The following is a 21,807-nucleotide window of genomic DNA, read 5'->3' as shown; positions in this document are numbered from 1 at the left end:
GCTATGGAGCCGAATTGTGATAGGCCGCGTACTCATTGATCAGCGCCGTGTAGAAGAGCTCGCCCACCTTGCGCGCGCCGATCGGGCTGAAATGCGTGTAGTCATCGGCGGCGAGCGGTGGGTCGGCTTGCACCCAGCTCACCATGCTGTTACGGCCGCCCATGGCCTCGTACATGTCCCAGAAGGCCGCGCCCTGGGCCAGCGCGTTCGCCTTCATGGCATCGCGCACATCCTCCAGGAAGGGCCGTGTCACATAGTCCTCACCCTCCTTGATGCTCATATCGCTGGGGCCGATCACGATCACGCTTGCTCCGGGATTGAGCTTCTTCAGCCGGGCGATCACACCGCCGAAGAAGCGCCCGTAGCGATCCGCTTCCTCCTTGCTCTTGATGTTGGGCAGGGTATTGCCGCCGTATTGAAGGATCAGCAGGCTCGCGCCAAGCTCATGGAACATGGTTCCGAGCACGGATTGATCGCCCTTGCTGAACTCGTAGCCCGCCGCGCCGCGCGCCGAGATGTTGTCCATGGCCACGCCGGCGCTGCCATCGAGGGCGATGCCGAAGACGTCAGGGCTATCGGCGCCCTCCATGGTGATGGTGAGTTCCCCGGGCGTTCGCGGGAAGCGCCACTCGCGCACGAGCATCCGCGCTTCCGGCTCAATGAGCTCCTCGCCCAACGGCTCGCCGTCAGCCTCCGTGCGCAAGGTGAGCGGAGCGCGGTGCCATCCGAAGAAGAGGCGGCACTCGGTCCATGCGCGGGCCTTGCCATAGGCGCGTTTGTCGGGCCGAAGGGTGATGGTGGCCGCATGCTGCAAGGTGTCGATGGGCACGGTGTCGGGCAGGGCCGGCGTGAAGCGGCAGTACGCCGAGAGCGCGCCGTAGCGCTTGTGCGGATGGCTCTTCAGCTTCGGATCCATTGCGCTGAAGCGTTGCCAATTCTCGCTCAGCTCGCGCTGCACGCTGAAGTGCGGCCCCACGTCGAGCACGGCGATCAGCCCCGGTCCGCTGCCGTGGAACTGCGTCTGCAGCTTGTTGCGCACGTACGCCGTGATGCGGTCTCCTTCGATCTGCGAATCGCCGTAGTGGAGGATGCGGATGGGCTCCTTCATCGCATACGCTCCCTTGAGCGCAGCGAAGAAGGGATGCAGCACGCTCGCGCCCGGTTCCGGGAAATGGAAGCGGATGCGTTCCTCGAGCGGCGCCAGCTTGCTCTCGTCGAAGGCGTTGGGCTCGGGCATGCTATCCGTCACGATCGCTGACACAGCTTCAATCGCTACCGTATCCATGGCGGCGCTATCGGCTTGCACGGAGAGGATATCGCTGATGTCCACGTGCACTGTCCGCTGCGCGAAGAGCTGGTCCTGCGCGTTGGGCATACGCAGGGTGAAGAGGCCGAGGTCAAGGCCATCCTTGGGTAGCACCTGGCCCAGCAGCGCGAGCAGTGCCAGAACTGCGCATAGGAAGGCCAGCACGCGGGCGGGGCTCATGGCTTCACCGGGACTTTGATGCGCTGGCCCGGACGGATGCCTGCGCCGATGCCATTCACGCGCATGAGCGAGTCGGCATCAACGCCAGGGTAACGCTTCGCGATGCCGTAGAGCGAATCGCCCTTGCGCACGGTGTACCAGGTGAAGGCCTCGTCGCTCGCCTCCGCTCCGGGCTTGGGCGCGGCCCTCACAGCTGGCGCGGTGGCAGCAGGGCTCCTTGCGGGCGCGGCTTGGTTCGTTGGCTCGTCGCCTTCATCGTTCCTCTCCTGCCCCTTCTCGAATCGAGCGCGCTGCGATGCGGTCACCCACACCACGAGTTCCTCGCCCACATCGATGTGGTCGCTCTTCAACTTGTTCCAAGCCTTCAACTGCGACACCTTCACGTTGAAGCGCTGCGCGATGCGGCCGAGGTAATCGCCGCTGCGCACGCGGTAGTAGATGGCCTCACGGCCATCGGGGCCTTTGGCGATCGCATCCTCACCGGGCTCATTGGCTTTGCGCTCATTCTCGGCCAACCATTGCTGCAGGCGCTGAACGCTGTCAGCCATGGCTTCGTAGCGCAAGCGCTCGCCGGGGGGGAGGAGCAATGCGTGATGGGCTGGCACCCGATCGCCGCACAGGGTAGGGTTCAGTGCGATCAACCGGTCCCTGGCGATGCCCTGTGCGGCGGCGATGGCCGTGATGCGCAGCTCCTTGGGTGAACGGATGGTATCGGCGGGCTCAAGGAGCGTGACATGAATGGGAATGATGCCGAGCTGCTCCGCATGGGTTGCCAGGTAGCTGAAGGCCATGAGCAAGGGCAAGGCGTCGCGACTGCCCCTTGTGAAGTGAGGGTACAGCAGTCGCGGGTCCGTCTCGCCCTTCAAGCGCTCCATGGCACGCGTGACATTCGCCGGGCCGCAAGCGAAGGCGATCACAGCCGTGGTCCAATCGCCATAGCGGGCGTGGAGGTCCTTCAGCCATCGCGCAGCGGCCATGGTGCTCAGGCGCGGATCGCGCCGCTCGTCGATCACGTCATCGATCCGCAAGCCGTAGCGCGCGGCCACCGGATAGCTGAGCATCCAAAGACCGCCCCCCCCCTCGGGCCCAACAGCCAAGGTGTTCATGCACGAGAGCCCGAGCGGCAGGTAGCGCAGCTCCTTGGGCAATCCGTTGCGCGCAAGCTCTCCGTCGATCAGCGGTGCGTATTCCTCCAACAGGCCCAGGGCAGCGCGGAGGTCCTCTCGTCGCTGTTCACCCAGCGTGTTCACGTACCGATCAACCACGCTATCGGTGAACACGGGCAGCACGGTGGCGAGCCGCTCCAGCTTCTCTTCCAGGCCGTGCGTGTCCATGGCGCGCACCACTCCGGGGCTGCTTTGGCGGTGGCTCTGCTCTATGGCCGTGCGCACCGGCCAGGTGGCTACGAGGCTATCGAGCCGCCGCAGGGATTGGGCGGTGGCGGAGCAAGCGCTGATGGCGAATGCGAAAGCGATGTACGTGCGCATGCGTGGCGCGTAAAGCAAGAACCGGACGGGGCTACGGCCGCCTATTCAAGCAACGCAGTTCTTCACGCGGAGGTGTTGAGGCGGACGCTAATTCGCCATCACTCCGCACAGATGCCACAGCAAGCGTGCGCCCACGTTTGCATCCCATTCATCCTTGCCGGGGCTCACCTCCACAAGATCGAAGCCGATGATGGTGCGCTTGGCGGCGAGCCGGGAGAGCAGATAGGCAGCCTCCTCGAACTGCAAACCACCGGGCACCGGTGTTCCGGTGTTGGGGCAGAGCAAGGGGTCGAGCCCATCGATGTCGAAGCTGACGTGCACCTTCTCCGGCAATGCGTTGATGATGGCATCGCATTGCTGTTGCCAACTGGCGCCTTCGAACTGCATGGCGCGGATGTCGGCGCTGCGGACGACGCGTACGCGGTCCTTCTGCTTCAGGAAGACCTCGTTCTCCTGCTGGCAGAAATCGCGGATGCCCACGCTCACGATGCGCTCCAGCTGCGGGATGCGCAGGGCGTTATGCATGATGCTCGCGTGGCTGTATAGGAAGCCCTCGTAGGCGATGCGGAGGTCGAGGTGCGCGTCGAAGTGCAGGATACCGAACTTCCTATGGCGCTTTGCCTGCGCGCGGAAAAGGCCCAAGGGCGTGCTGTGATCGCCGCCCACAAGGCCCACGAGCTTGCCCTTGTTCATCCAGTGCGAGCAGCGCTCCTCCACCCAATCGTTCATCACGGCGCACTCCTCGTTGATGAGCACCATGGCTTTGGCCGCCTTGGCCAGCTTCTTTGGACTAGCCTCGCCGGTCTGCGCGTCGATCACCAGGGCCGCGAGCTTCTTCAGCGCATCGCTCTGCTGCTTCAGGGCCTTGGGCATCTCGTCCATGGCGATGCCGCGCTTCCACAAGCCGGGGAACTCCGGATGGAAGAGGTCCACTTGGAAGCTCGCTTCGCGGATGGCCTCCGGTCCGCGCGATGTGCCGCCGCCATAGCTCGTGGTCACTTCCCACGGCACGGGTACAAGCACGATGTTGGCTTCATCGCAGGTGAATGGCAGACCATAGATCTGCGCGTCGGGGTCGGCCGGGCCGTTGGGGTCGAAGGATTTGATCTTGGCGGCTTTGCTCATGGCGGCCAAGGTAGGATCACGGCGCTACCTCAACCGGTCCGCGCTGCGCACCAGTTCCTCATCCTTGCGGATGGCCCGCTCAGCCAGGATGCCGAAGAGGATCACCGCCGCTGGCAGGAAGAATGCGGCGCCGTATTGCCCCTGAGCGCCTGTTCCCAGATAAGCATCGATGGAATTGCAGGAGATGAACTGCAGCACGCCGGTGAGCAGCGCCACCATCCACCCGCCGCGCACCAGCCTTGCCTGACGCATGCGGTTCGAGTAGAGGAAGATGGCCGCCAGCATCACCAGCGCGACCACGGAATGCAGAACGGCATAAGGAATCGGGAGCCCGATATCCTGGACCTCGACGCCATCGGCGGTCTTCAGGCCTGTTGCCAGGAAGCGCACCGCCGGTTCGCCTTGGGACCAGGAACGGACCGGGAATAGCAACGCGGCGCCGCTGCTCAGCGCTGCCATGAAGAGGAAAGCGGATTGGATGCGCTGGATCATGTGCAGATTCGGTGGGCAAAGATGCTCGCAGCCGGGCTTGCGCATATCAGGGATCCGCTTACGTTTGCGCCGTACGTCAGCAACGGGCTCCGATCGGCGCCTGTACCCCGACTGAAATCTTACCGGATCGCATGAGGCCCTGAAGGGCTTTCGCATGGCGCACAGGCGCCGCTCCATTCACACTACATCACGCACATGCACGACCATGAAGCGCTGAGCGCCATGAAGCTCGCTGAGCTGAAGGACCTTGCCAAGAAGCTGGGCCTGAAGAAGACCGACACCTTGAAGAAACAGGACCTGGTGGCCAAGATCCTGGAGGCACAATCCGCCAAGAAGGGCGAAGGCGAGAAGGCCATCGGACCCACCTTCCGCGGGGACGACAAGGACTTGACTGAACTGGCCACCACGGACGAGCCGACCATCGAAGTGGACCCTGAACCGGCACCGATCGGCACCGAGGAGGATGAGGACGATGATGAAGAGGAGGACGAAGACGACGAAGAAGAGGAGGACGACGGTACGGACGGAGAAGTCCGCGCTGATGAAAAGCAAGCCGCCCACAGCGCTCCACCGCCTTCCCCTTCAGGGCCTGCAACGAATCAGAACCGTGAGCCCCGTCAGGAAGGATGGCGCGATCGGCGGGAGCGCCAACGGCAGGAGCGCCAGCAAGGCGGCGAGCAGCGCCCGGCGCAGGACCAGCGCGCCCAAGAGCAACGCGGCGAACAGATCGACCGTCCGCGCGACGATCGGCGCGATGACCGCAGGGATGACCGCCGCGACCAGCGACAGGATCGGCCACAAGGCAATGGCGGGGAACAGCGCAACGAGCAACGCGGCGATCAGCAGCGGCAGGACCGCCCCTTCCAGCCGCCGCGCGAGCAGATCACCTTCGACGCCTTCGTTGAATGCGATGGCGTGCTGGAAGTGATGCCCGAAGGGTACGGCTTCCTTCGCAGCAGCGATTATAACTACCTCGCATCGCCCGATGACGTGTATGTGACCCAGCAGATGATCAAGCAATACGGCTTGAAGCTGGGCGACACGGTCACCGGGTTCGTGCGCCCCCCGCGTGAAGGCGACAAGTTCTTCCCGCTGGTGAAGATCGACCGGATCAATGGCCGCGATCCCGAATGGGTGCGCGACCGCGTCCCGTTCAAGTTCCTCACCCCGCTCTTCCCCGATGAGAAGTTCACCCTCGCCGCGAAGGGTGCCGACATCAGCATGCGCGTGCTCGACCTCTTCGCGCCCATCGGCAAGGGACAGCGTGGCCTGATCGTGGCGCAGCCCAAGACCGGCAAGACCGTGCTGCTGAAGGATGTGGCCAATGCCATCGCCGCCAACCATCCGGAGGCCTATCTGATCGTGCTGCTCATCGACGAGCGCCCGGAAGAAGTGACCGACATGGCCCGCAGCGTGAAGGCCGAAGTGATCGCCAGCACCTTCGACGAGCCGGCCTCACGCCACGTGCAAGTGGCGGGCATCGTGCTCGAGAAGGCCAAGGCCCTCACCGAATGCGGGCACGATGTGGTGATCCTGCTCGACTCGATCACGCGATTGGCCCGCGCCTACAACACCGTGCAGCCCGCCAGCGGCAAGATCCTCAGCGGCGGCGTTGATGCCAACGCGCTGCAGAAGCCCAAGCGCTTCTTCGGCGCCGCACGGAAGATCGAGAACGGCGGCTCGCTCACCATCCTGGCCACGGCCCTTGTGGATACCGGCAGCAAGATGGACGAGGTGATCTTCGAGGAGTTCAAGGGCACCGGCAACATGGAGCTCCAGCTCGACCGCAAGATCTCCAACCGCCGCATCTTCCCCGCCATCGACATCATGAGCTCCGGCACCCGCCGCGACGACTTGCTGCACGGCAAGGAGGTGCTGCAGCGCACCTGGATCCTGCGCAAGCACCTGGCCGACATGAACAGCGTGGAGGCCATGGAGTTCGTGAAGAAGCACATGGAGGGGACGAAGAGCAACGAAGAGTTCCTGGTATCGATGAATGGCTGAGGGTGGTGACGGATTGCGTGCGAAGCCGCTGTAGCACCGACCTCAGGGTCGACCATGGAAATCCGGGAATTCCGGTTTGAACGATTGAATGATCCGATGGTCTTGGCTGTTCTCACAGCGTTCGTCGTCATCGCGTTGCGATTGATCCTGCATGCCATTGATGCCGCGCCACAGGGTGCCGATTTCATGCTGGTGCATTTCCTGGCGATCGTGACCGTGGTCTTCTTCAATCAACTGCGCTTCCTGCGCAAGGCGAAGGAAGACGCCGGATTCCCGCATCTGGTGCGCGAGGGATTCAAGGGCGCTGCGATCTACGCGCTGATCATGCTGCTCTTCCTCTGGTGGTACTACCATGCCATCGAGATGGACGCCTTCGAGCGGCGGGTGGAGCAGCTCGTGTTCAGTGCTGTTGAAGAAGGACAGGAGGAGCTTCGGGTGCGCCCTATGATCACGCGCTTCTTCACTCCATTCAACTACGCGAGCATGAGCTTCTTCGCGCTCCTGGCGGCAGGGGTCGCGGACGCGCTCATCATCGGTGCCATCCACCACAAGATCCTGCGCCGCGCTATGCGGTGAAGGCCTCGCTGAGCGCCTGCAGGTCCAATCCTCCGAAATTGCCGCTGCTCATCATCAAGAGCACGCTGTCCCCTCCGATGCCCTTGCGCACCTCGCCCATCACGGCAATGGGGTCGTTGAGCACGATGAGGTCCTCGCGTGCGAAGGCACGCTTCACGCGCTCCACAGGGATCGGCGGCAGGCGCTTGAGCTCCACCGCATGCGGGTCGTAGAACACGATGGCGCTGTCGGCGGCGTCCATGCATCCGGCGTACTGGTCGATGAAGCCCTCGTTGAGGCTGCTGTAGGTGTGCAGCTCCATGCAAGCCACAAGGCGGCGTTGCGGGAATTGCTCGCGCACGGCTTCCAAGGTGGCTTTCAACTTGCTCGGTGAATGCGCGAAATCCTTGAAGACGATGCGGCCCGGGGACTCAGCCAGCTTCTCCAGCCGCTTTGCCGCTCCGTGGAAGGTGCCGATCGCCGCATGGAACTCCTTTTCGCCGATGCCGAGCAGATGGCACACATGGCGCGCACCCTCGAGGTTCTGCAGATTGTGCTTGCCGAAGACCTGCAGCGGGACATCGCCATGCGCGGTCTCGAGAATGGTGACACCATCGACGATGCGATGCTTGGGGATTCCATAGGGAATGCGCGTGGCACCCACCGCCTCCTCTTCGGCCAGGGATTCCACATCATGGTCCTCCGCGCAATACACCAGCTTGCCACCGGGCTCGATGCACGCGATGAACTTGCGGAATTGGTCCACGTAGCTCTCGAAGGTCTTGAAAACGTTCACATGGTCCCACGCGATGCCGCTGATCAAAGCGATGTCCGGCCGATACAGATGGAACTTGGGCACCGGCTCCAAGGCCGACGCGAGGTACTCATCGCCCTCGATGATGGCCACCTTGCTCGTATCGCTGAGCTTCACCATGCAATCGAAGCCATCGAGCTGTGCGCCCACGAGGTAGTCGAACTCCACTTGAGCGTGGCGCAGCACATGCACGATCATGCTGGTGATAGTGGTCTTGCCGTGGCTTCCGCCGATCACCACACGGGTCTTGCTCTTGGTGCGCTCGTAGAAGTATGAGGGGTAGCTATAAACGGGGATGCCCAGTTCCTGGGCTCGCTTCAGTTCAGGATTGTCGATGCGGGCGTGCATGCCGAGGATCACGTCGTCAATCTCCTTGGTGATGTCCTCCTGATGCCAGCCGAGCCGATCGGGCAAGAGGCCAAGGCGATCCAATCGGCTGCGGCTGGGCTCGAAGATCTCATCGTCGCTGCCGGTCACATCGAAGCCCTGGCGATGCAGCGCGATGGCCAGATTGTGCATGGCGCTGCCGCCGATGGCGATGAAGTGGAGGCGTTGGGGGGAGGGCATTTCACAAGGGCCAGTCGGACAAGTGCTGCTGACCTCGCCGCGAAGCTGCGCCCACTGGACCGTTGTCGGCGATCATCTGTACGTTTGAAGTGAACGCGCGCTTGTCAGCAATGCGAAGGATCCGCTACGCCTCGACGCTCACATGGGCGGAAATGAAGGCCAAGGCGGATGCCTACGCCCCTAGCCGATTGATGCTCCGTTTCGGCATGCAAGGCGCTTATTCGCGTGGATCCCGGGTAACGGTCATTGGCCTTCAGGCATCGCTCAACCTGAAACAGAGCGCTGATGGGCCATGGTTCATCGGGCGCTTCACACCTGCTTTCGGGGAATGGTTCGTGACCGTGACACTTGTGCTGTTCGCGGCCATGGCCTTGTTCGCACACACCCTGCGCATCAACGGCGAAGCGGCCACGTGGCCCATGCGCATCATCGCCTGCGCAGCGATACTCACCCTTCTCGGGCTGGTCCGTTTCTACTTGCGACTTGAGCGCAAGCATTTCGTGCGCGAGGCCGAGCGCTTCCTTGGATTGGATCGAATGGATGAAGCCGCCCCTATGTCCTAAGGCTTCACCAGCACCACCTTGCCGTCCTTCATCACCGCGATGGCAGTGCCCTTGGCCTTCGCTTCCATCCGCGCGGCTTTCGCTGCGCGTCGAAAGGCGCGGCTGACCATTTCGGTGAACGCTTCCTGTGCCTTCGATTTCGCGGCCTTACTCATGCTTCTGCAGAATCAGTTTGGCGGGACCTGATGTATTGTCATAGACAGCCCAATAATCAGCTACTTCCTTGTCACGCGCTTCAAGGTTTGCACAACCACGCTTGAAGCGCCGCCGCACACCGGACTTGGGCACATCATGGCCACCGCTCTTCACCCTGAGTTCGATGCGCTTCAGGGCGGTTTCGTTTACCTCGATGAGCATCACAGGGAGGCAGCGCGCTACGGTCTTGGCCATGGCTGGCGAAGGTGCATCCTCCATCCAGTCGAGCGATCTTCGCCCCTATGACCCTTCACCCGATCGACACGGGCTACTTCAAGCTCGACGGCGGCGCCATGTTCGGCGTGGTGCCCAAGACCCTCTGGAGCAAGCACCATCCGCCCGATGAGAAGAACCTCTGCACCTGGGCCATGCGCTGCCTGCTGGTAGAGGATGGCGACCGGCTGATGCTGATTGACAACGGCATCGGCGACAAGCAGGATGCGCGCTTCTTCAGCCACTACGACCTGCATGGCGACGATACTCTCGAAGGCTCCTTGCGCAAGCTGGGCTTCAGCCGCGACGATGTCACCGATGTCTTCCTCACGCATTTGCACTTCGATCATTGCGGCGGCAGCATCATGCGCGATGGCGACCGGCTCGTGCCTGCCTTCCGAAACGCGCGCTTCTGGAGCAACGAGCACCATTGGAGCTGGGCCACGCGACCCAATCCGCGCGAGAAGGCGAGCTTCCTCAAAGAGAACATCCTGCCGATCCAAGAGAGCGGTCAATTGGAGTTCGTGCCCGTGGGGCGCCGCAGCGAAGAGGAGAACGTTTACCTGAAAGAGGTCTTTCCTGCATTCGATGTGTTCCTGGTGAATGGCCACACCGATGCGATGATGATCCCGCACATCCGGCACAAGGGCCGCACCATCGCGTACATGGCCGACCTATTGCCGAGCATCCACCATATCCCGCTGCCGTGGGTGATGGCCTACGATACGCGCCCGCTGCTCACCATGCAGGAGAAATCCGATTTCCTCGGAGTGGCCGCCGACGAGGGCATCGTGCTCTTCTTCGAGCACGACCCCGTGAACCAGTGCTGCACCGTGGAGCGCACGGAGAAAGGCGTTCGGCTGAAGGAGGCATTCCCCTTGAGCGCTTTGTGAGCTGCTCCGTTTGGAGCATCGCTCGGGAAGAAGACTGCGCCGGGTCGCAGCCATGGTTGATAACTTGACGGGTATTCCGTCGCGAAGATTCCGGGAAACAGGCCATATACTTGTGCCGGATAATCGGCCAAGACCATGACGGATAGCCTGGCATTGGTGCTGTGTGCCGCTTGATAACCCGGCATATCCCTCTAGCCCCCATCCTGCTTCAGACCAACCTACAACCTCCTGGACCATGGCAAACACAGTCTTCGGAAGCAACATCAAGCTCCTGCGCACCCGGCGCGGCCGATCGCAGGAGGAAGTGGCGGTCGCGCTCGACGTGAAGCGATCGAGCTACAGCGGCTATGAGAACGGCAGCGCCGAGCCCACCTTCGAACTGCTGGTGCGCATGAGCGAGTACTACAAGATCAGCATCGACAAGCTCTTGCGCGACGACCTCACCCAGCTGAGCGAGAGTCAGCTGGGCATCCTGGAGCGTGGCGGCGACATCGACCTCAGCGGCCGGCGGCTGCGCGTGCTGGCCACCACGGTGGATAGGAACGACCGCGAGAACGTGGAGCTCGTGCCCGAGAAAGCCAAGGCCGGCTATGCATTGGGCTACGCCGACCCCGAGTACATCAGCATCCTGCCCACCTTCCAGATGCCCTTCCTGGCCAAGGACCGCAAGTACCGCACCTTCCAGATCAGCGGCGACAGCATGCCGCCCGTGGCCGATGGATCATGGGTGACCGGCGAGTACGTGCAGAACTGGCAGGGCATCCGTGACGGCCAGCCCTACATCGTGATCACCAAGGAGGACGGCATCGTCTTCAAGGTGGTGTACAACCAGCTGAAGGAGAAGGGCTCCTTGCTGCTGTGCAGCACCAATCCGCTCTATGCGCCCTTCGAGGTGCAAGTGGCCAACGTGCTCGAGATCTGGAAATTCACCCACTTCATCAGCGCGGAACTGCCCGAGCCCAACATGAGCCGCGATGAACTGGCCCGCAGCGTGGTTGAACTGCGCAAGGAGGTGGGCCAGTTGCGCCTGGCCATGGAGCAGCAGGGCAGGCTGGCCTTCTGAAGAGCCCGGAAAGCCCCGCGCACCAACGCTTTTGGGCATGCCCAGGCAAGCGTTGGTGCTTGGTGTTTTTTAACGGCGAAGGCAGGAGACCCATGGCAAAAGTGAACGGTTACATTTGGCACCCTTCCAAAGACCTTACGTTCTAGAGAATGACAACGACGAAGCTCTTGTTGGCCGCAGGCTGCGCCCTGTCCATCACCGCCGCGCGCGCCCAGAACGGCAGCACCGACCCCGTCCTCATGACGGTTGACGGCCAGCCCGTGACGCGCACCGAATTCGAGGCCATCTACAAGAAGAACAACAAGGAGGCCTCGGTGACCAAAGAGGCCTTGGATGAGTACCTGGAGCTCTTCATCAACTACAAGCTCAAAGTGCGCGAGGCCGAGACCCTCGGGATGGACACCATCACCAAGTTCCGCAACGAGCTCGATGGCTACCGCAAGCAATTGGCCCGCCCCTACCTGATCGACCGGGAGCTCAACGACGCCCTGATGCGCGAAGCATACGACCGCAGCACACAGGAAGTGCGCGCCAGCCACATCCTCATCCAAGCGGCACCCGATGCGAGCCCTGAGGATTCACTGGCCGCTTGGAAACGCATCACCGCCCTGCGCGAGCGCATCATCGGAGGCGAGGATTTCGCTGCGGTGGCCAAGGGCTTGGGCGGCAGCGAGGACCCCAGTGCGCAGAAGAACGGCGGCGACCTGGGCTGGTTCAGCGCGCTGCAGATGGTCTATCCGTTCGAGAACGCCGCCTTCAATACGCCCGAAGGGACCGTGAGCCAGCCCGTGCGCACGCGCTTCGGCTACCACATCGTGAAAGTCACGGGACGGCGCCCCGCTCGCGGCCAGATGAAGGTGGCCCACATCATGCTGCGCAGCACTGACCAGGACAGCCCGGAGAAACAAGCCAACGCGGAGCAGCGCATCCGCGAGATCCATCGGCAGCTCGGCTCAAACGCGATTAACTTCAACGAGGCCGCGCTCAAGTACAGCGAAGACGAGAGCAGCAGCACAAAAGGCGGCGAGCTCGCGCAATTCGGCACCGGCAAGATGATCGAGGAGTTCGAGGACGCCGCCTTCGCCCTCCGCACGCCAGGCGAGCTCAGCAATCCCGTCAAAACGCGCTTCGGCTGGCACATCATCCGCTGCATCGAGGCCATCCCCCCGCCTTCCTTCGACCAGGCTAAGGCCGAGCTGAAGACCAAGATCGCCCGCGACAGCCGCGCTGAGATCACCCGGAAGGCCTTCATGGAGCGCCTGCGCAAGGAATACGGGTTCGCCACCTACCAGAAGAACATTGACAAGGCCATCGCCCTTGTCGATTCCAACGTGTTCAAGAAAGGCACCGCAACCACCGACACCATCCTGCGCAAGCAATTCGTCGAAGGCCCCTTCGTGAAGGGCAAGGGCAAGCTGGCCGTGCGCTATCGCCGAGAGCTGGCAGGTGCCATCAGCGGCGGCCGCATGCTCGCCGCCAAGAGTCGCCCATATGAAGAGATGACCCAGACCATGGATGATACCGTTGTGGTGCGCGAGGTGATGGAGGGCTGGGCTTACGACCGAAAGAAGGCCGCTAAGCTGAGCAAGCCGGTCTTCTCCTTCGCAGGCGGCTCCATGACGCAGCGCGAACTGCTCGACCAGATCGAATCACGCCAGCGCCGCGAACGCGTGCAGCCGATCGCACCATACATGAACGCCCGTGTTTCCGAGATCGCCGATGAACGGATCCTCGCTTATGAGGACAGCAAGCTTGAGGAGAAATATCCGGAGTTCCGAATGCTGATGAAGGAATACCGCGACGGGATCCTCCTCTTCGAGCTCACTGACCAGAAGGTGTGGGGCAAGGCCGTGAAGGACAGCACCGGGCTCGAGGCCTTCCACAAGGCCAACGCCGACCGCTTCATGTGGCCAACGCGCTTCGAATGCGACCTGTATGCCTGCGCCGACGCCTCCGTGAGCAAGCAGATGCGCGCCCAGTTGAAGCGTGGCAAGCGCGGCAAGGACCTGATGGACATCGTGAACAAATCGAACCCGCTCGCATTGAGCATTGATGGCGGGACCTTCACCGTTGAGGAGAAACCATACCTGGCAGGTCTGAGCACGATCGGCCTCAGCAAGGACATCGCATTCGAGGGAAAGATGATGGTAGTGGACGTGAAGCGCATCCTTCAGCCCACGCCCAAAGCAATCGACGAGGCGCGCGGTGTGATCACCGCCGCCTACCAAGACAACCTGGAGAAGGAGTGGATCGCTGAACTGCGCGCGAAGTACCCGGTGACTGTGGACAAGGCCGTGCTCTATTCCATCAAGTGACCCGGCGGCGCGGTCAGCTAGGCTCAGCGTGCGGCTGGCTCATCGCCTTGGCTACCCTATCGGCTTGCGCCGTTTCGAGCGATGACGATGACCCCGTGGTGGCGCGCGCTTACAATTCCCAACTGCGCTGGAGCGACCTTCGCCAGATCGTGCCCATGGGTACCGCGCCAGAGGACAGCTCAGCGCTGGTGCAGGCCTACCTGAAGAACTGGCTCAGGCAGCAAGTGGAATTGCATCACGCCGAACTGCAGCTCGCGGAGAGCAGGAAACGATTCGATGCCGAGCTGCGCGATTACCGCAATTCGCTGCTGCTCCACGCCTACGAGGAGGAACTCGTGGACCAGCGGCTCGACACTGCCTTCACGCCCGGTGAGATCGAGGAGTACTATCAGGGAAACACGGAGCGTTTCGTGCTGCGCGATGACCTCATGCGAGCACGCTGGTTCAGGGTGGCAGAGAACGACCGCCGAGCCCTCAAGCGGATCGAGGACCGTTTCCTCAGCGGCAGCGCCGACGACATGCGAGAAGTGGAGATCCAATTGGCCAAGCGGGGCGTGACCATCACGGACCGTAGTTCCACCTGGACCACCTTGACCGAGCTTAGGAATGAAGTGCCCGTGGAGACATTGACGTCAGTGCCCGTCGGAGGCAAACGGATCTCCTTGCGCGATGAGGAAGGCGCCTGGTTCCTTGACATACTCGAACTTCGGCCCCGCCTAAGCCCGGCTCCCATCGAGCTCGTGCAACAGGACATCCGCTCGATCCTGCTGAACCAGCGCAAGCTCAGCCTCATCGAGCGCATGCGCGAGGACCTCTACCAACAAGCCCTGGCAGCCGATGCGATCGAAACGCCTTGAGACCCTGATGCTGGTGCTGCTTGCGCCGCTCGGCATGATCGCCCAGCCCCAAGCGCTGCTCATCGACAAAGTGGTGGCCGTCGTGGGCCGCGAGGCCATCCTGCACTCCGATGTCTCTGGCAAAGCCGAGCAAGCCCGCCAAAGCGGGGCTCCGGCTGAAGGGCTGCGCTGCGCCATGCTCGAGGAACTCCTGTTCGAGAAGCTGCTGGTGGAGCAGGGCAAGCTTGACAGCGTGGTGGTGGATGACGCGCAGGTGGAAGCCGAGCTCGACCGCCGGATCCGGTATTTCTCCCAGCAGATCGGCGGCGATCGCAAGCTCGAGGAGTATTATGGCAAGAGCATCGCGGAGATCAAGGAGGACTTCCGCAAGCAGGTGCATGACCAATTGCTCATGCAGCAGGTGCAGCAGCGCATCACCGCTGATGTGACACTGACGCCGCGCGATGTGAAGCGGTTCTTCGATCGCATACCGGAGGACAGCGTGCCGTACGTGGGAACCGAGGTGGAGTTCGCTTCGATCCTGCGCGAGCCCAAGGCCAATGAAGAGGAGACCAGGCGAATCCGCCGCAAGATGGAGGAGTACCGCGAGGCGGTGATGAAGAAGGAGAAGGACTTCTGCGTGCTCGCCATGTCATATTCCGAAGACCCCGGTTCAGCGCGTGAATGCGGTGAACTGGGCATGGTGCCACCGGGCGTCATGGTGCCCGAGTTCGATGCCGTGGCCATGAGCCTGAAGGACGGTGAAGTGAGCAATGTGTTCAGCACGCAATTCGGCTGGCACTTCATGCAGATGATCGAACGGCGCGGCGAACAGTACAATGCCCGACACATCCTCATGATCCCGAAGGTCTCACCGGCCGATCTCCTGCGCGAGCGCGACCGCCTCGACAGCGTGCGCACAGCGGTCCTGGCCGGCACGGGCGATTTCGGTGAGGCCGCGCTGGCCTTGAGCCACGACGAGGACAGCAAGGGCAACCGCGGGCTGATGGTTGAGCCGAATACGAATTCGACCCGTTGGGACCTGAAGGCGCTTGACCAGCAGACCTTCTTCGTGCTCGACAAGCTGAAGCCCGGTGAGATCAGCGAGCCGCAGGTGATCATCAGCCCCGATGGCAGCAAGTCATACCGCCTGCTCCGCTTGCTGAGCCGCTCTGAGCCGCACCGCGCCAATCTGCGAGACGATTACCGACTGATCCATCAAGCCGCGGAAGCTCGCAAACGGCAGGAAGCCGTTGACCGGTGGATCAACGAGCGCGCCGGCGGCACCTTCATCCGCATCGACCCCGATTACCGGGATTGTCCCTTCACACACCCTTGGAACCAGCCGGATATCGGACCACGACCATGAGCAACGATGTGCAGAGCGTAGAGCGATTCGGCGAGCAGTACCGCCGCCTGAAAGCCGAAGTGAACAAAGTGATCATCGGGCAGGATGCCGTGGTGGATCATGTGCTGCTGGGGATCTTCAGCCGCGGCCATTGCCTGTTGGTAGGCGTGCCCGGTTTGGCGAAGACCCTGCTGGTGAACACGGTGGCCCGCTCGCTCGGATTGAGCTTCAATCGCATTCAATTCACGCCGGACCTTATGCCCAGCGACATCATTGGCAGTGAGATCCTGGGTGAAGACCGGCATTTCCGATTCATCAAGGGACCCCTCTTCGCCAACATCATCCTGGCCGATGAGATCAATCGGACGCCGCCCAAGACCCAGGCCGCCCTGCTCGAAGCCATGCAGGAGAAAGCGGTGACCGCCGCCGGTCAAACGCACCGCTTACCAGAACCGTTCTTCGTTCTGGCCACGCAGAACCCAATCGAGCAGGAAGGCACGTACCCGCTGCCCGAGGCCCAGCTCGACCGATTCATGTTCGACATCAGGGTGGACTACCCGACGTTCGCCGAGGAGATCCAGGTAGTGAAATCGACCACTAGCGATGCGCAACCCGAGCTAAAGCCCGTGCTCACGGCTGAAGAGATCCTGCACTTCCAAGGCCTCGTGCGCCGGATCCCCGTGGCGGACAATGTGCTCGAGTACGCGGTCAAGCTCTCCACCCGCACAAGACCCGGCCTGCCCGCCACGCCCGCGATAATCAACGATCATGTTGGCTGGGGCGCCGGGCCTCGCGCATCGCAATACCTGGTGATCGGTGCCAAGGCCCATGCTTTGGCTCACGGTCGATTCTCCCCTGACATCGCTGATGTACAGGCCGTTGCGCTGCCGATCCTGCGGCACAGGATTGTGCGGAACTACAAGGCTGAGGCCGAGGGCGTAACGGTTGATCGAATCGTGCAGGAACTGCTCTAATCGTTTTCGCCCCATTCGTGCTGCCGTTGGCACCGAACTGATCCGCGTCCGTGATACACGCATGCCGATTCACCTAGTTTTGTCCTACCCAAGCCTCATGATCAGGACTATACCGTGGCGCGTTGCCCTTATGGCATCAGCAATCGCAGGATCCGGAGCAACGAATGCTCAGCTCCCGACAGGAGTTGACATCACGCTGGAGCATGATGTCGGCAATCAGCAGCTCCTGGTGAAGCTTCGCGCGAACGATTTCAGCTTCGATCAGTTGCTGAGCAGTTGCGTGTTCACGGTCCGGTGGCCGGATTCCTCACCGGCCACTTTGGGACTCGGGTCAAGTGCTTGGTGCCCGGCGCCCAGCGTGGCATTCCCGGTGGCCCCCTCTAGCACGCAGTCCCCGGGAACCGGGTACAAGTACCGCACATGGACCTCGGTCGGGCTAACCCTGCTCGGCGACCTCTTTGACGATGGAGGATGTGAGCAGAGCCTTCCAGCTGATGAATGGGTGACCGTTTACCAGATCCCCATCACGAATGATCCTGGCGGCACCTCCTTCGAGATCGCTGACGACCAGTGGACCACAGACAACAACCGGTCTTACTTCATATCGCTAGCGGGGGTCAGCATGACACCACCGGGGGTAATCATCACTGGTCCGACCGCAACCGGAGTTCCGTCGCCATCGATCACGCCGACCCTTACCCTGCAACCGAATCCGGCGAGCGACCTGGTGATGGTTCAATTCCCCTTGGACGAACCAATCAGCCTGAACGGCTCCATCACGGATGCCGCCGGTAGGACCGTGTTGGCCCTGAGCAACCTCAAATCAGGAGCGCCGATTGATGTGAGCGGTCTGCCGTCAGGTGCCTACCACATGACTTTGTCCGCGGTTTACCGCGCCTTGGGCGCTCCGTTGATCATTGCACGATGATGCGGATCGCGCCTGTTCTCATAGCAGCTTGTTCATGCTGGAGCATGAAGGCCGGTGCGCAAGCATGGCAAGTCTTCGACATGGCCAATGAAGGACTTCCCAGCAATACGGTACTGGACATCGCTGTGCAGCCCGATGGCGTGGTTTGGGCGGCAACAGACTGGGGGCTATGGCGCTGGGAGAACGGTGAGCACGAGGTCTTCCAGACCAGCAATTCGGACCTTCCTGACAACTCCCTCCGAGCGCTGCTCCATGATAGCCAGGGGCGCCTTTGGATCGGAACTTCAATCAGCGGTGCAGTACTCTTTGATGGACAGGACTGGCAGGTGTTCAGCACCCTTAATTCCGAGATGCCTGATGACCAGGTGAACGCCATCCACGAGGACGTGAATGGCTGGATCTGGTTCGGAACGGTGAGTGGGCTGGCCTGCTATACAGGCTCCGAATGGCGGATCTACGACAGCACTCCCGCAAGCTACAACGGGCGCGTGCTCAACGGCGACCACATCCTTTCCATCGATTCGCGCGACGACGGCCTCTATGTGCTCGGAACGCTAAATGGCGGCTTCCATTTCCTCACTGACACCAGCGTGCACTTCTTCACCACCTTCAACTCCGGCTTTTGGGATAACACCCAGCGCGGCGTGCTCTTGGACCTGGATGCCGATGAGCGCTGGGTAGCGACTCCAGCCGCTGGCCTGCTCAGGCAATTTGGAGATTGGTACGGGGGCACCTGGTTCCAGTACAACAGCTTCAATTCTGATCTCCCCACCAATGCGCTTGTCGGTATCGACCAGGATGCAACGGGCAACCTGTGGCTCGCCTCCCAGGTGGCTGGCTTGATCCGCCGCGATGCGAGCGGCAGCTTCTATAGCTATACTTCCGCGAATTCGGCATTACCGGTCAATACGCTCAATGACGTGACCGTGGCACCCGATGGCGGCATTTGGGTAGCCTTGTACGACGGTGGCGCAGCACGCCTCGACCATACTCTCGGAACCGATGGACTGGGCCCGGATGATTCAGGTTTCCGGATCATTCCAACGCTGAACGATGGGACCTTCACGGTGCATATGGACAATGCCGTCGAGCCAATTAAATGGTCAATTTCGGACACAAGCGGGCGATTGCACGCTAGCGGTCGTGCACAGGACGGCAAATCGCTTCGATTCGAGGGACTTCGGCTCACGCCAGGCGGGTACTTGTTGTGCATCGTCAGTCACGGGAAACCAATGACCAGCCGTTTCTTGGTGCATTGACCTTGTAAGATCCAACTGGTATCTTGCGCGGCCTGATTCGGGCAAATCACCATCGCATGAGGACGATTCAACTCGGAGGCCTGGCCTCATTCATTCTAGCGCTCTTTGGTTCCGGCACCGTTCTCGGGCAGTGCACCACCACAAGCGCGAACACTTGTCAGTGCAGGGTATCGGGGCAAACCACGTGTGACCTATTGCCTGATATCCAAATTTCCTGGTATGCGCTGGCCAACTACTCAGGCGGCCCGAACCAGTACGCGCAGAACGCCACCAGTAACGCCGGCCGTCTCCGAGTGAGCGGAAGCACCCCAAACCAAGGTTTCGGCCCCTTGGAAGTTCGTGGGAAGAACGCTGCGAATGAGCGGACATTCATCTGCGGGCCCGATACGATCGTGGTGGACAACCTTCCCAACGACAACAACGGATTCACCTGCCCGAACGGCTTTGAGGCCAAACAACGCCTCTATCAGCGCGTGTACCGGAAGCAGGGCAGTACGATGACCTATACCGAGGAGCTTCGTGGCACGATGACCTATCACCCTACGCACAATCATTACCATGTGGATGATTGGACCACGATGACCCTTCGGATCGAGCAGCCTGGTGTCTCCGACCCGAGGCTCTGGCCGGTTGTGGCTACTGGGGCGAAGTTGGGATTCTGCTTGATGGACCTGAGCACCTGCCCTTCGAGCTCCGGACACTGCCGGACCTCGCAGCTGTACAATCAGGGCACGGCACTGAACAGTTCGAGCAATTTCCCGAACTATGGCCTCGGTGTCGGCTACAGTTGCTCCGAGAATTTCCAGGGCATCAGCGTGGGAAAGAACGATATCTACTCGGAGGGCTTGGATGGCATGTGGATCAACCTTCTTCCAGGAAACCCAGGGCTTCCGGTGCTTTGCAATGGCAACTATTGGATCGTAGCGGAAGTGGATCCGCAGGATGCATGGCGGGAGGAGAACGAGGATAACAATTACACCATGATCCCAATCTCCATCAACACCCAGAAAGCTTCGGGCAGCGGTGGTACGGGAAGCATTATGGCGAATAAGCGCGCCATGATCGCACAGGGTGAGACCATTACCCTTACTGCCACGCCTGGGTACAGCTATCTGTGGAGCAATGGCGCCACAGCGCGGTCAATCACGGTTTCTGCGGCCGGCACATATTCATGCACCGTCACCGCACCTTGTGGATCCATTGCCACACCGAGCATCACGGTCAGCGTCCTGGCGCCGCCCGCAGCCCCAACAGGAACGGGCGCTACGGTACTCACCGGCAATGCAGCCCAGATCACCGCCACCGGCAGCAATGTGCGCTGGTACGACGCACCTGCGGGCGGTAACCAGATCGGGTCCGGCAACCAGTTCGCCACGCCTGTTCTCACGAGCACCACGAACTATTGGGCCACGGCATCGAATAGCTCGTCTGGCGTTTCGCTCAACGTTGGCAAACCTGATAATTCAGGCGGCGGAGGCTATTTCAACGGCAAGCATTGGCTCTACTTCGATGCCTACGAGCCATTCAAGCTTGAATCCTTCAAGGTGTATGCGAATAGCTTCGGAAAGCGCCAATTCGTCCTGCGTGATCAGCTCGGGAATCTGATTGAGGAGAAATTCATCGAGCTCGCGCCAGGCATGACCGAGGTGACCGTGAACTGGGATGTTCCCGCAGGAACCCAGCATGCGATCACAGCCTTTGATGACAACAGCGATGTGTTTCAGGACCTGTACCGCAACAACGCTGGGGTGAGCTACCCGTACGCCATCGGTTCTTTGGGCTCCATCACGGGCTCCTCGGGCGGATCGGGCGTTTACTATTTCCTCTACGACTGGCGCGTCTCCACCAACGACGTCATCGCGGAAAGCGCGCGCACCATGGTGACCGCCACGGTGCATCAGGGAGTAAGCGCAGATGTGAAGGTGATCCTTGATGGCCCGTTCAACACGACTTCGGGCCAGATGAATGACGGCCTGCGCGCTGCCGGATTGGTGCCAGCAACCGAACCATTTACCGCTTTAGGATTCAATCACGCTGCTGGCGGCGGCGGCGAAACGGCCACTCAAGGCTTCCTGCAGACCACCGGGAATGATGCCCCTGTTGATTGGGTCCTGCTCGAGTTGCGCAGTGCCGGGAATCCCGCTCAGATTGTTGCGACCCGTAGCGCGTTGGTGACCCGCAGCGGGAATGTGGTCTCTGGATCCGGTGGAGTGGTCCGCTTCGGCATGCTCGATGGCAACTTCCATTTGGCCGTGCGTCATAGGAATCATCACGGTTGCATGACCCTCAACCCGGTTTCGCTCACTGAAGGGACCACAATGGTCGATTTCCGATCGGCTGGCACCCAGACCTATGGCACCGATTCGCGCAGGATGAACGGATCGAACATGACGCTATGGTCCGGGAACGTGCAGCGAGACACTTTCCTGAAGTACGTAGGCGAGTTGAACGATCGCGACCCGATTCTGGCAGCGATTGGCGGCTCGGTGCCTACGAATACGGCCACTGGATACCTCATGGAGGACGTGAACCTCGATGGCACGGTGAAGTACGTGGGCGAGGATAATGACCGTGACCCCATCCTGTTCAATATCGGTGGTGCCGTGCCAACCAATGTTAGGGTTGAGCAATTGCCATAATTGGCGACATTGCGCCCCCGGAACGAACAACCCCTTGCTGAACGAATAGCC

General features: G+C 61.4%; 19 protein-coding genes. 12 read left to right on the top strand and 7 right to left on the bottom strand.

Translation table 11 applies throughout. The features are described 5' to 3' along the window. Window position 1: 1 nt before the first annotated feature. The 4 genes from IPM12_09240 to IPM12_09225 all read right to left on the bottom strand — a co-directional run bounded on the left by IPM12_09240 (window position 2) and on the right by IPM12_09225 (window position 4,590). On the bottom strand, window positions 2–1,486 hold the full coding sequence (locus IPM12_09240) for a hypothetical protein (GenBank protein MBK9147982.1): 1,485 nt from the start codon (window positions 1,484–1,486) through the stop codon (window positions 2–4). Then, window positions 1,483–2,973 (bottom strand): LysM peptidoglycan-binding domain-containing protein, encoded by a 1,491-nt coding sequence (locus IPM12_09235; GenBank protein MBK9147981.1) that lies wholly within the window; start codon window positions 2,971–2,973, stop codon window positions 1,483–1,485. Before IPM12_09235 ends, IPM12_09240 begins: the two co-directional genes overlap by 4 nt. A gap of 87 nt (window positions 2,974–3,060) precedes the next feature. Then, entirely contained in the window at window positions 3,061–4,098 is a 1,038-nt protein-coding gene (locus IPM12_09230) for an agmatinase family protein (GenBank protein ID MBK9147980.1), read from the bottom strand. Between the two features lie 24 nt (window positions 4,099–4,122). Further along, window positions 4,123–4,590 (bottom strand): DUF4293 domain-containing protein, encoded by a 468-nt coding sequence (locus tag IPM12_09225; protein ID MBK9147979.1) that lies wholly within the window; start codon window positions 4,588–4,590, stop codon window positions 4,123–4,125. Between the two features lie 195 nt (window positions 4,591–4,785). On the opposite strand from IPM12_09225, the gene rho reads away from it, so the two are divergent. Continuing rightward, complete coding sequence (gene rho / locus IPM12_09220) at window positions 4,786–6,594, top strand: transcription termination factor Rho (protein MBK9147978.1); 1,809 nt, start codon at window positions 4,786–4,788, stop codon at window positions 6,592–6,594. 96 nt (window positions 6,595–6,690) lie between these two features. Next, entirely contained in the window at window positions 6,691–7,170 is a 480-nt protein-coding gene (locus IPM12_09215) for a hypothetical protein (GenBank protein ID MBK9147977.1), read from the top strand. Here the strand turns inward: IPM12_09215 and IPM12_09210 are convergent. Further along, the gene (locus IPM12_09210; GenBank protein MBK9147976.1) at window positions 7,160–8,530 is read right to left on the bottom strand and encodes a peptidoglycan synthetase; all 1,371 of its coding nucleotides are present in this window, start codon (window positions 8,528–8,530) and stop codon (window positions 7,160–7,162) included. The two genes, IPM12_09215 and IPM12_09210, sit on opposite strands and share 11 nt — an antisense overlap. 110 nt (window positions 8,531–8,640) lie before the next feature. Between IPM12_09210 and IPM12_09205 the strand changes: the two genes are divergently transcribed. Continuing rightward, a complete protein-coding gene (locus IPM12_09205) occupies window positions 8,641–9,093 on the top strand; it encodes a hypothetical protein (protein MBK9147975.1) in 453 nt (150 codons plus the stop codon). On the opposite strand, the gene IPM12_09200 is transcribed toward IPM12_09205, so the two are convergent. Continuing rightward, the gene (locus IPM12_09200; GenBank protein MBK9147974.1) at window positions 9,090–9,248 is read right to left on the bottom strand and encodes a hypothetical protein; all 159 of its coding nucleotides are present in this window, start codon (window positions 9,246–9,248) and stop codon (window positions 9,090–9,092) included. The two genes, IPM12_09205 and IPM12_09200, sit on opposite strands and share 4 nt — an antisense overlap. Beyond that, the gene (locus IPM12_09195; GenBank protein MBK9147973.1) at window positions 9,241–9,483 is read right to left on the bottom strand and encodes a hypothetical protein; all 243 of its coding nucleotides are present in this window, start codon (window positions 9,481–9,483) and stop codon (window positions 9,241–9,243) included. Before IPM12_09195 ends, IPM12_09200 begins: the two co-directional genes overlap by 8 nt. A gap of 47 nt (window positions 9,484–9,530) precedes the next feature. Here IPM12_09195 and IPM12_09190 point away from each other — a divergent pair, with 47 nt between their 5' ends. The 9 genes from IPM12_09190 to IPM12_09150 all read left to right on the top strand — a co-directional run bounded on the left by IPM12_09190 (window position 9,531) and on the right by IPM12_09150 (window position 21,756). Beyond that, window positions 9,531–10,394, top strand: coding sequence for an MBL fold metallo-hydrolase (locus tag IPM12_09190; protein ID MBK9147972.1), 864 nt, complete (start codon window positions 9,531–9,533; stop codon window positions 10,392–10,394). A gap of 235 nt (window positions 10,395–10,629) precedes the next feature. Then, on the top strand, window positions 10,630–11,457 hold the full coding sequence (locus IPM12_09185; protein ID MBK9147971.1) for a LexA family transcriptional regulator: 828 nt from the start codon (window positions 10,630–10,632) through the stop codon (window positions 11,455–11,457). Window positions 11,458–11,606: 149 nt separating this feature from the next. Then, window positions 11,607–13,772: a peptidylprolyl isomerase gene (locus IPM12_09180; GenBank protein MBK9147970.1), complete on the top strand. Its 2,166-nt coding sequence runs from the start codon at window positions 11,607–11,609 to the stop codon at window positions 13,770–13,772. Between the two features lie 47 nt (window positions 13,773–13,819). Continuing rightward, window positions 13,820–14,629 carry a hypothetical protein gene (locus IPM12_09175; protein ID MBK9147969.1) on the top strand — a complete coding sequence of 270 codons (810 nt, stop codon included), beginning with the start codon at window positions 13,820–13,822 and terminating at the stop codon, window positions 14,627–14,629. Beyond that, entirely contained in the window at window positions 14,610–15,977 is a 1,368-nt protein-coding gene (locus tag IPM12_09170; protein ID MBK9147968.1) for a peptidylprolyl isomerase, read from the top strand. The genes IPM12_09175 and IPM12_09170 overlap by 20 nt, the downstream gene beginning before the upstream one ends. After that, entirely contained in the window at window positions 15,974–16,930 is a 957-nt protein-coding gene (locus IPM12_09165; GenBank protein MBK9147967.1) for an AAA family ATPase, read from the top strand. The genes IPM12_09170 and IPM12_09165 overlap by 4 nt, the downstream gene beginning before the upstream one ends. Window positions 16,931–17,060: 130 nt before the next feature. Beyond that, a complete protein-coding gene (locus IPM12_09160; protein MBK9147966.1) occupies window positions 17,061–17,858 on the top strand; it encodes a T9SS type A sorting domain-containing protein in 798 nt (265 codons plus the stop codon). A gap of 44 nt (window positions 17,859–17,902) precedes the next feature. Then, window positions 17,903–19,117: a hypothetical protein gene (locus IPM12_09155; protein ID MBK9147965.1), complete on the top strand. Its 1,215-nt coding sequence runs from the start codon at window positions 17,903–17,905 to the stop codon at window positions 19,115–19,117. Window positions 19,118–19,311: 194 nt separating this feature from the next. After that, on the top strand, window positions 19,312–21,756 hold the full coding sequence (locus IPM12_09150) for a hypothetical protein (protein ID MBK9147964.1): 2,445 nt from the start codon (window positions 19,312–19,314) through the stop codon (window positions 21,754–21,756). Window positions 21,757–21,807 lie beyond the last annotated feature (51 nt).

It is taken from the genome of Flavobacteriales bacterium (assembly GCA_016716605.1).
Taxonomy (GTDB): Bacteria; Bacteroidota; Bacteroidia; order Flavobacteriales_F; family PHOS-HE28; genus PHOS-HE28.
The sequence above is the reverse complement of the archived record's forward strand: the minus strand, read 5'-3'. Positions and strand labels throughout refer to the sequence as shown.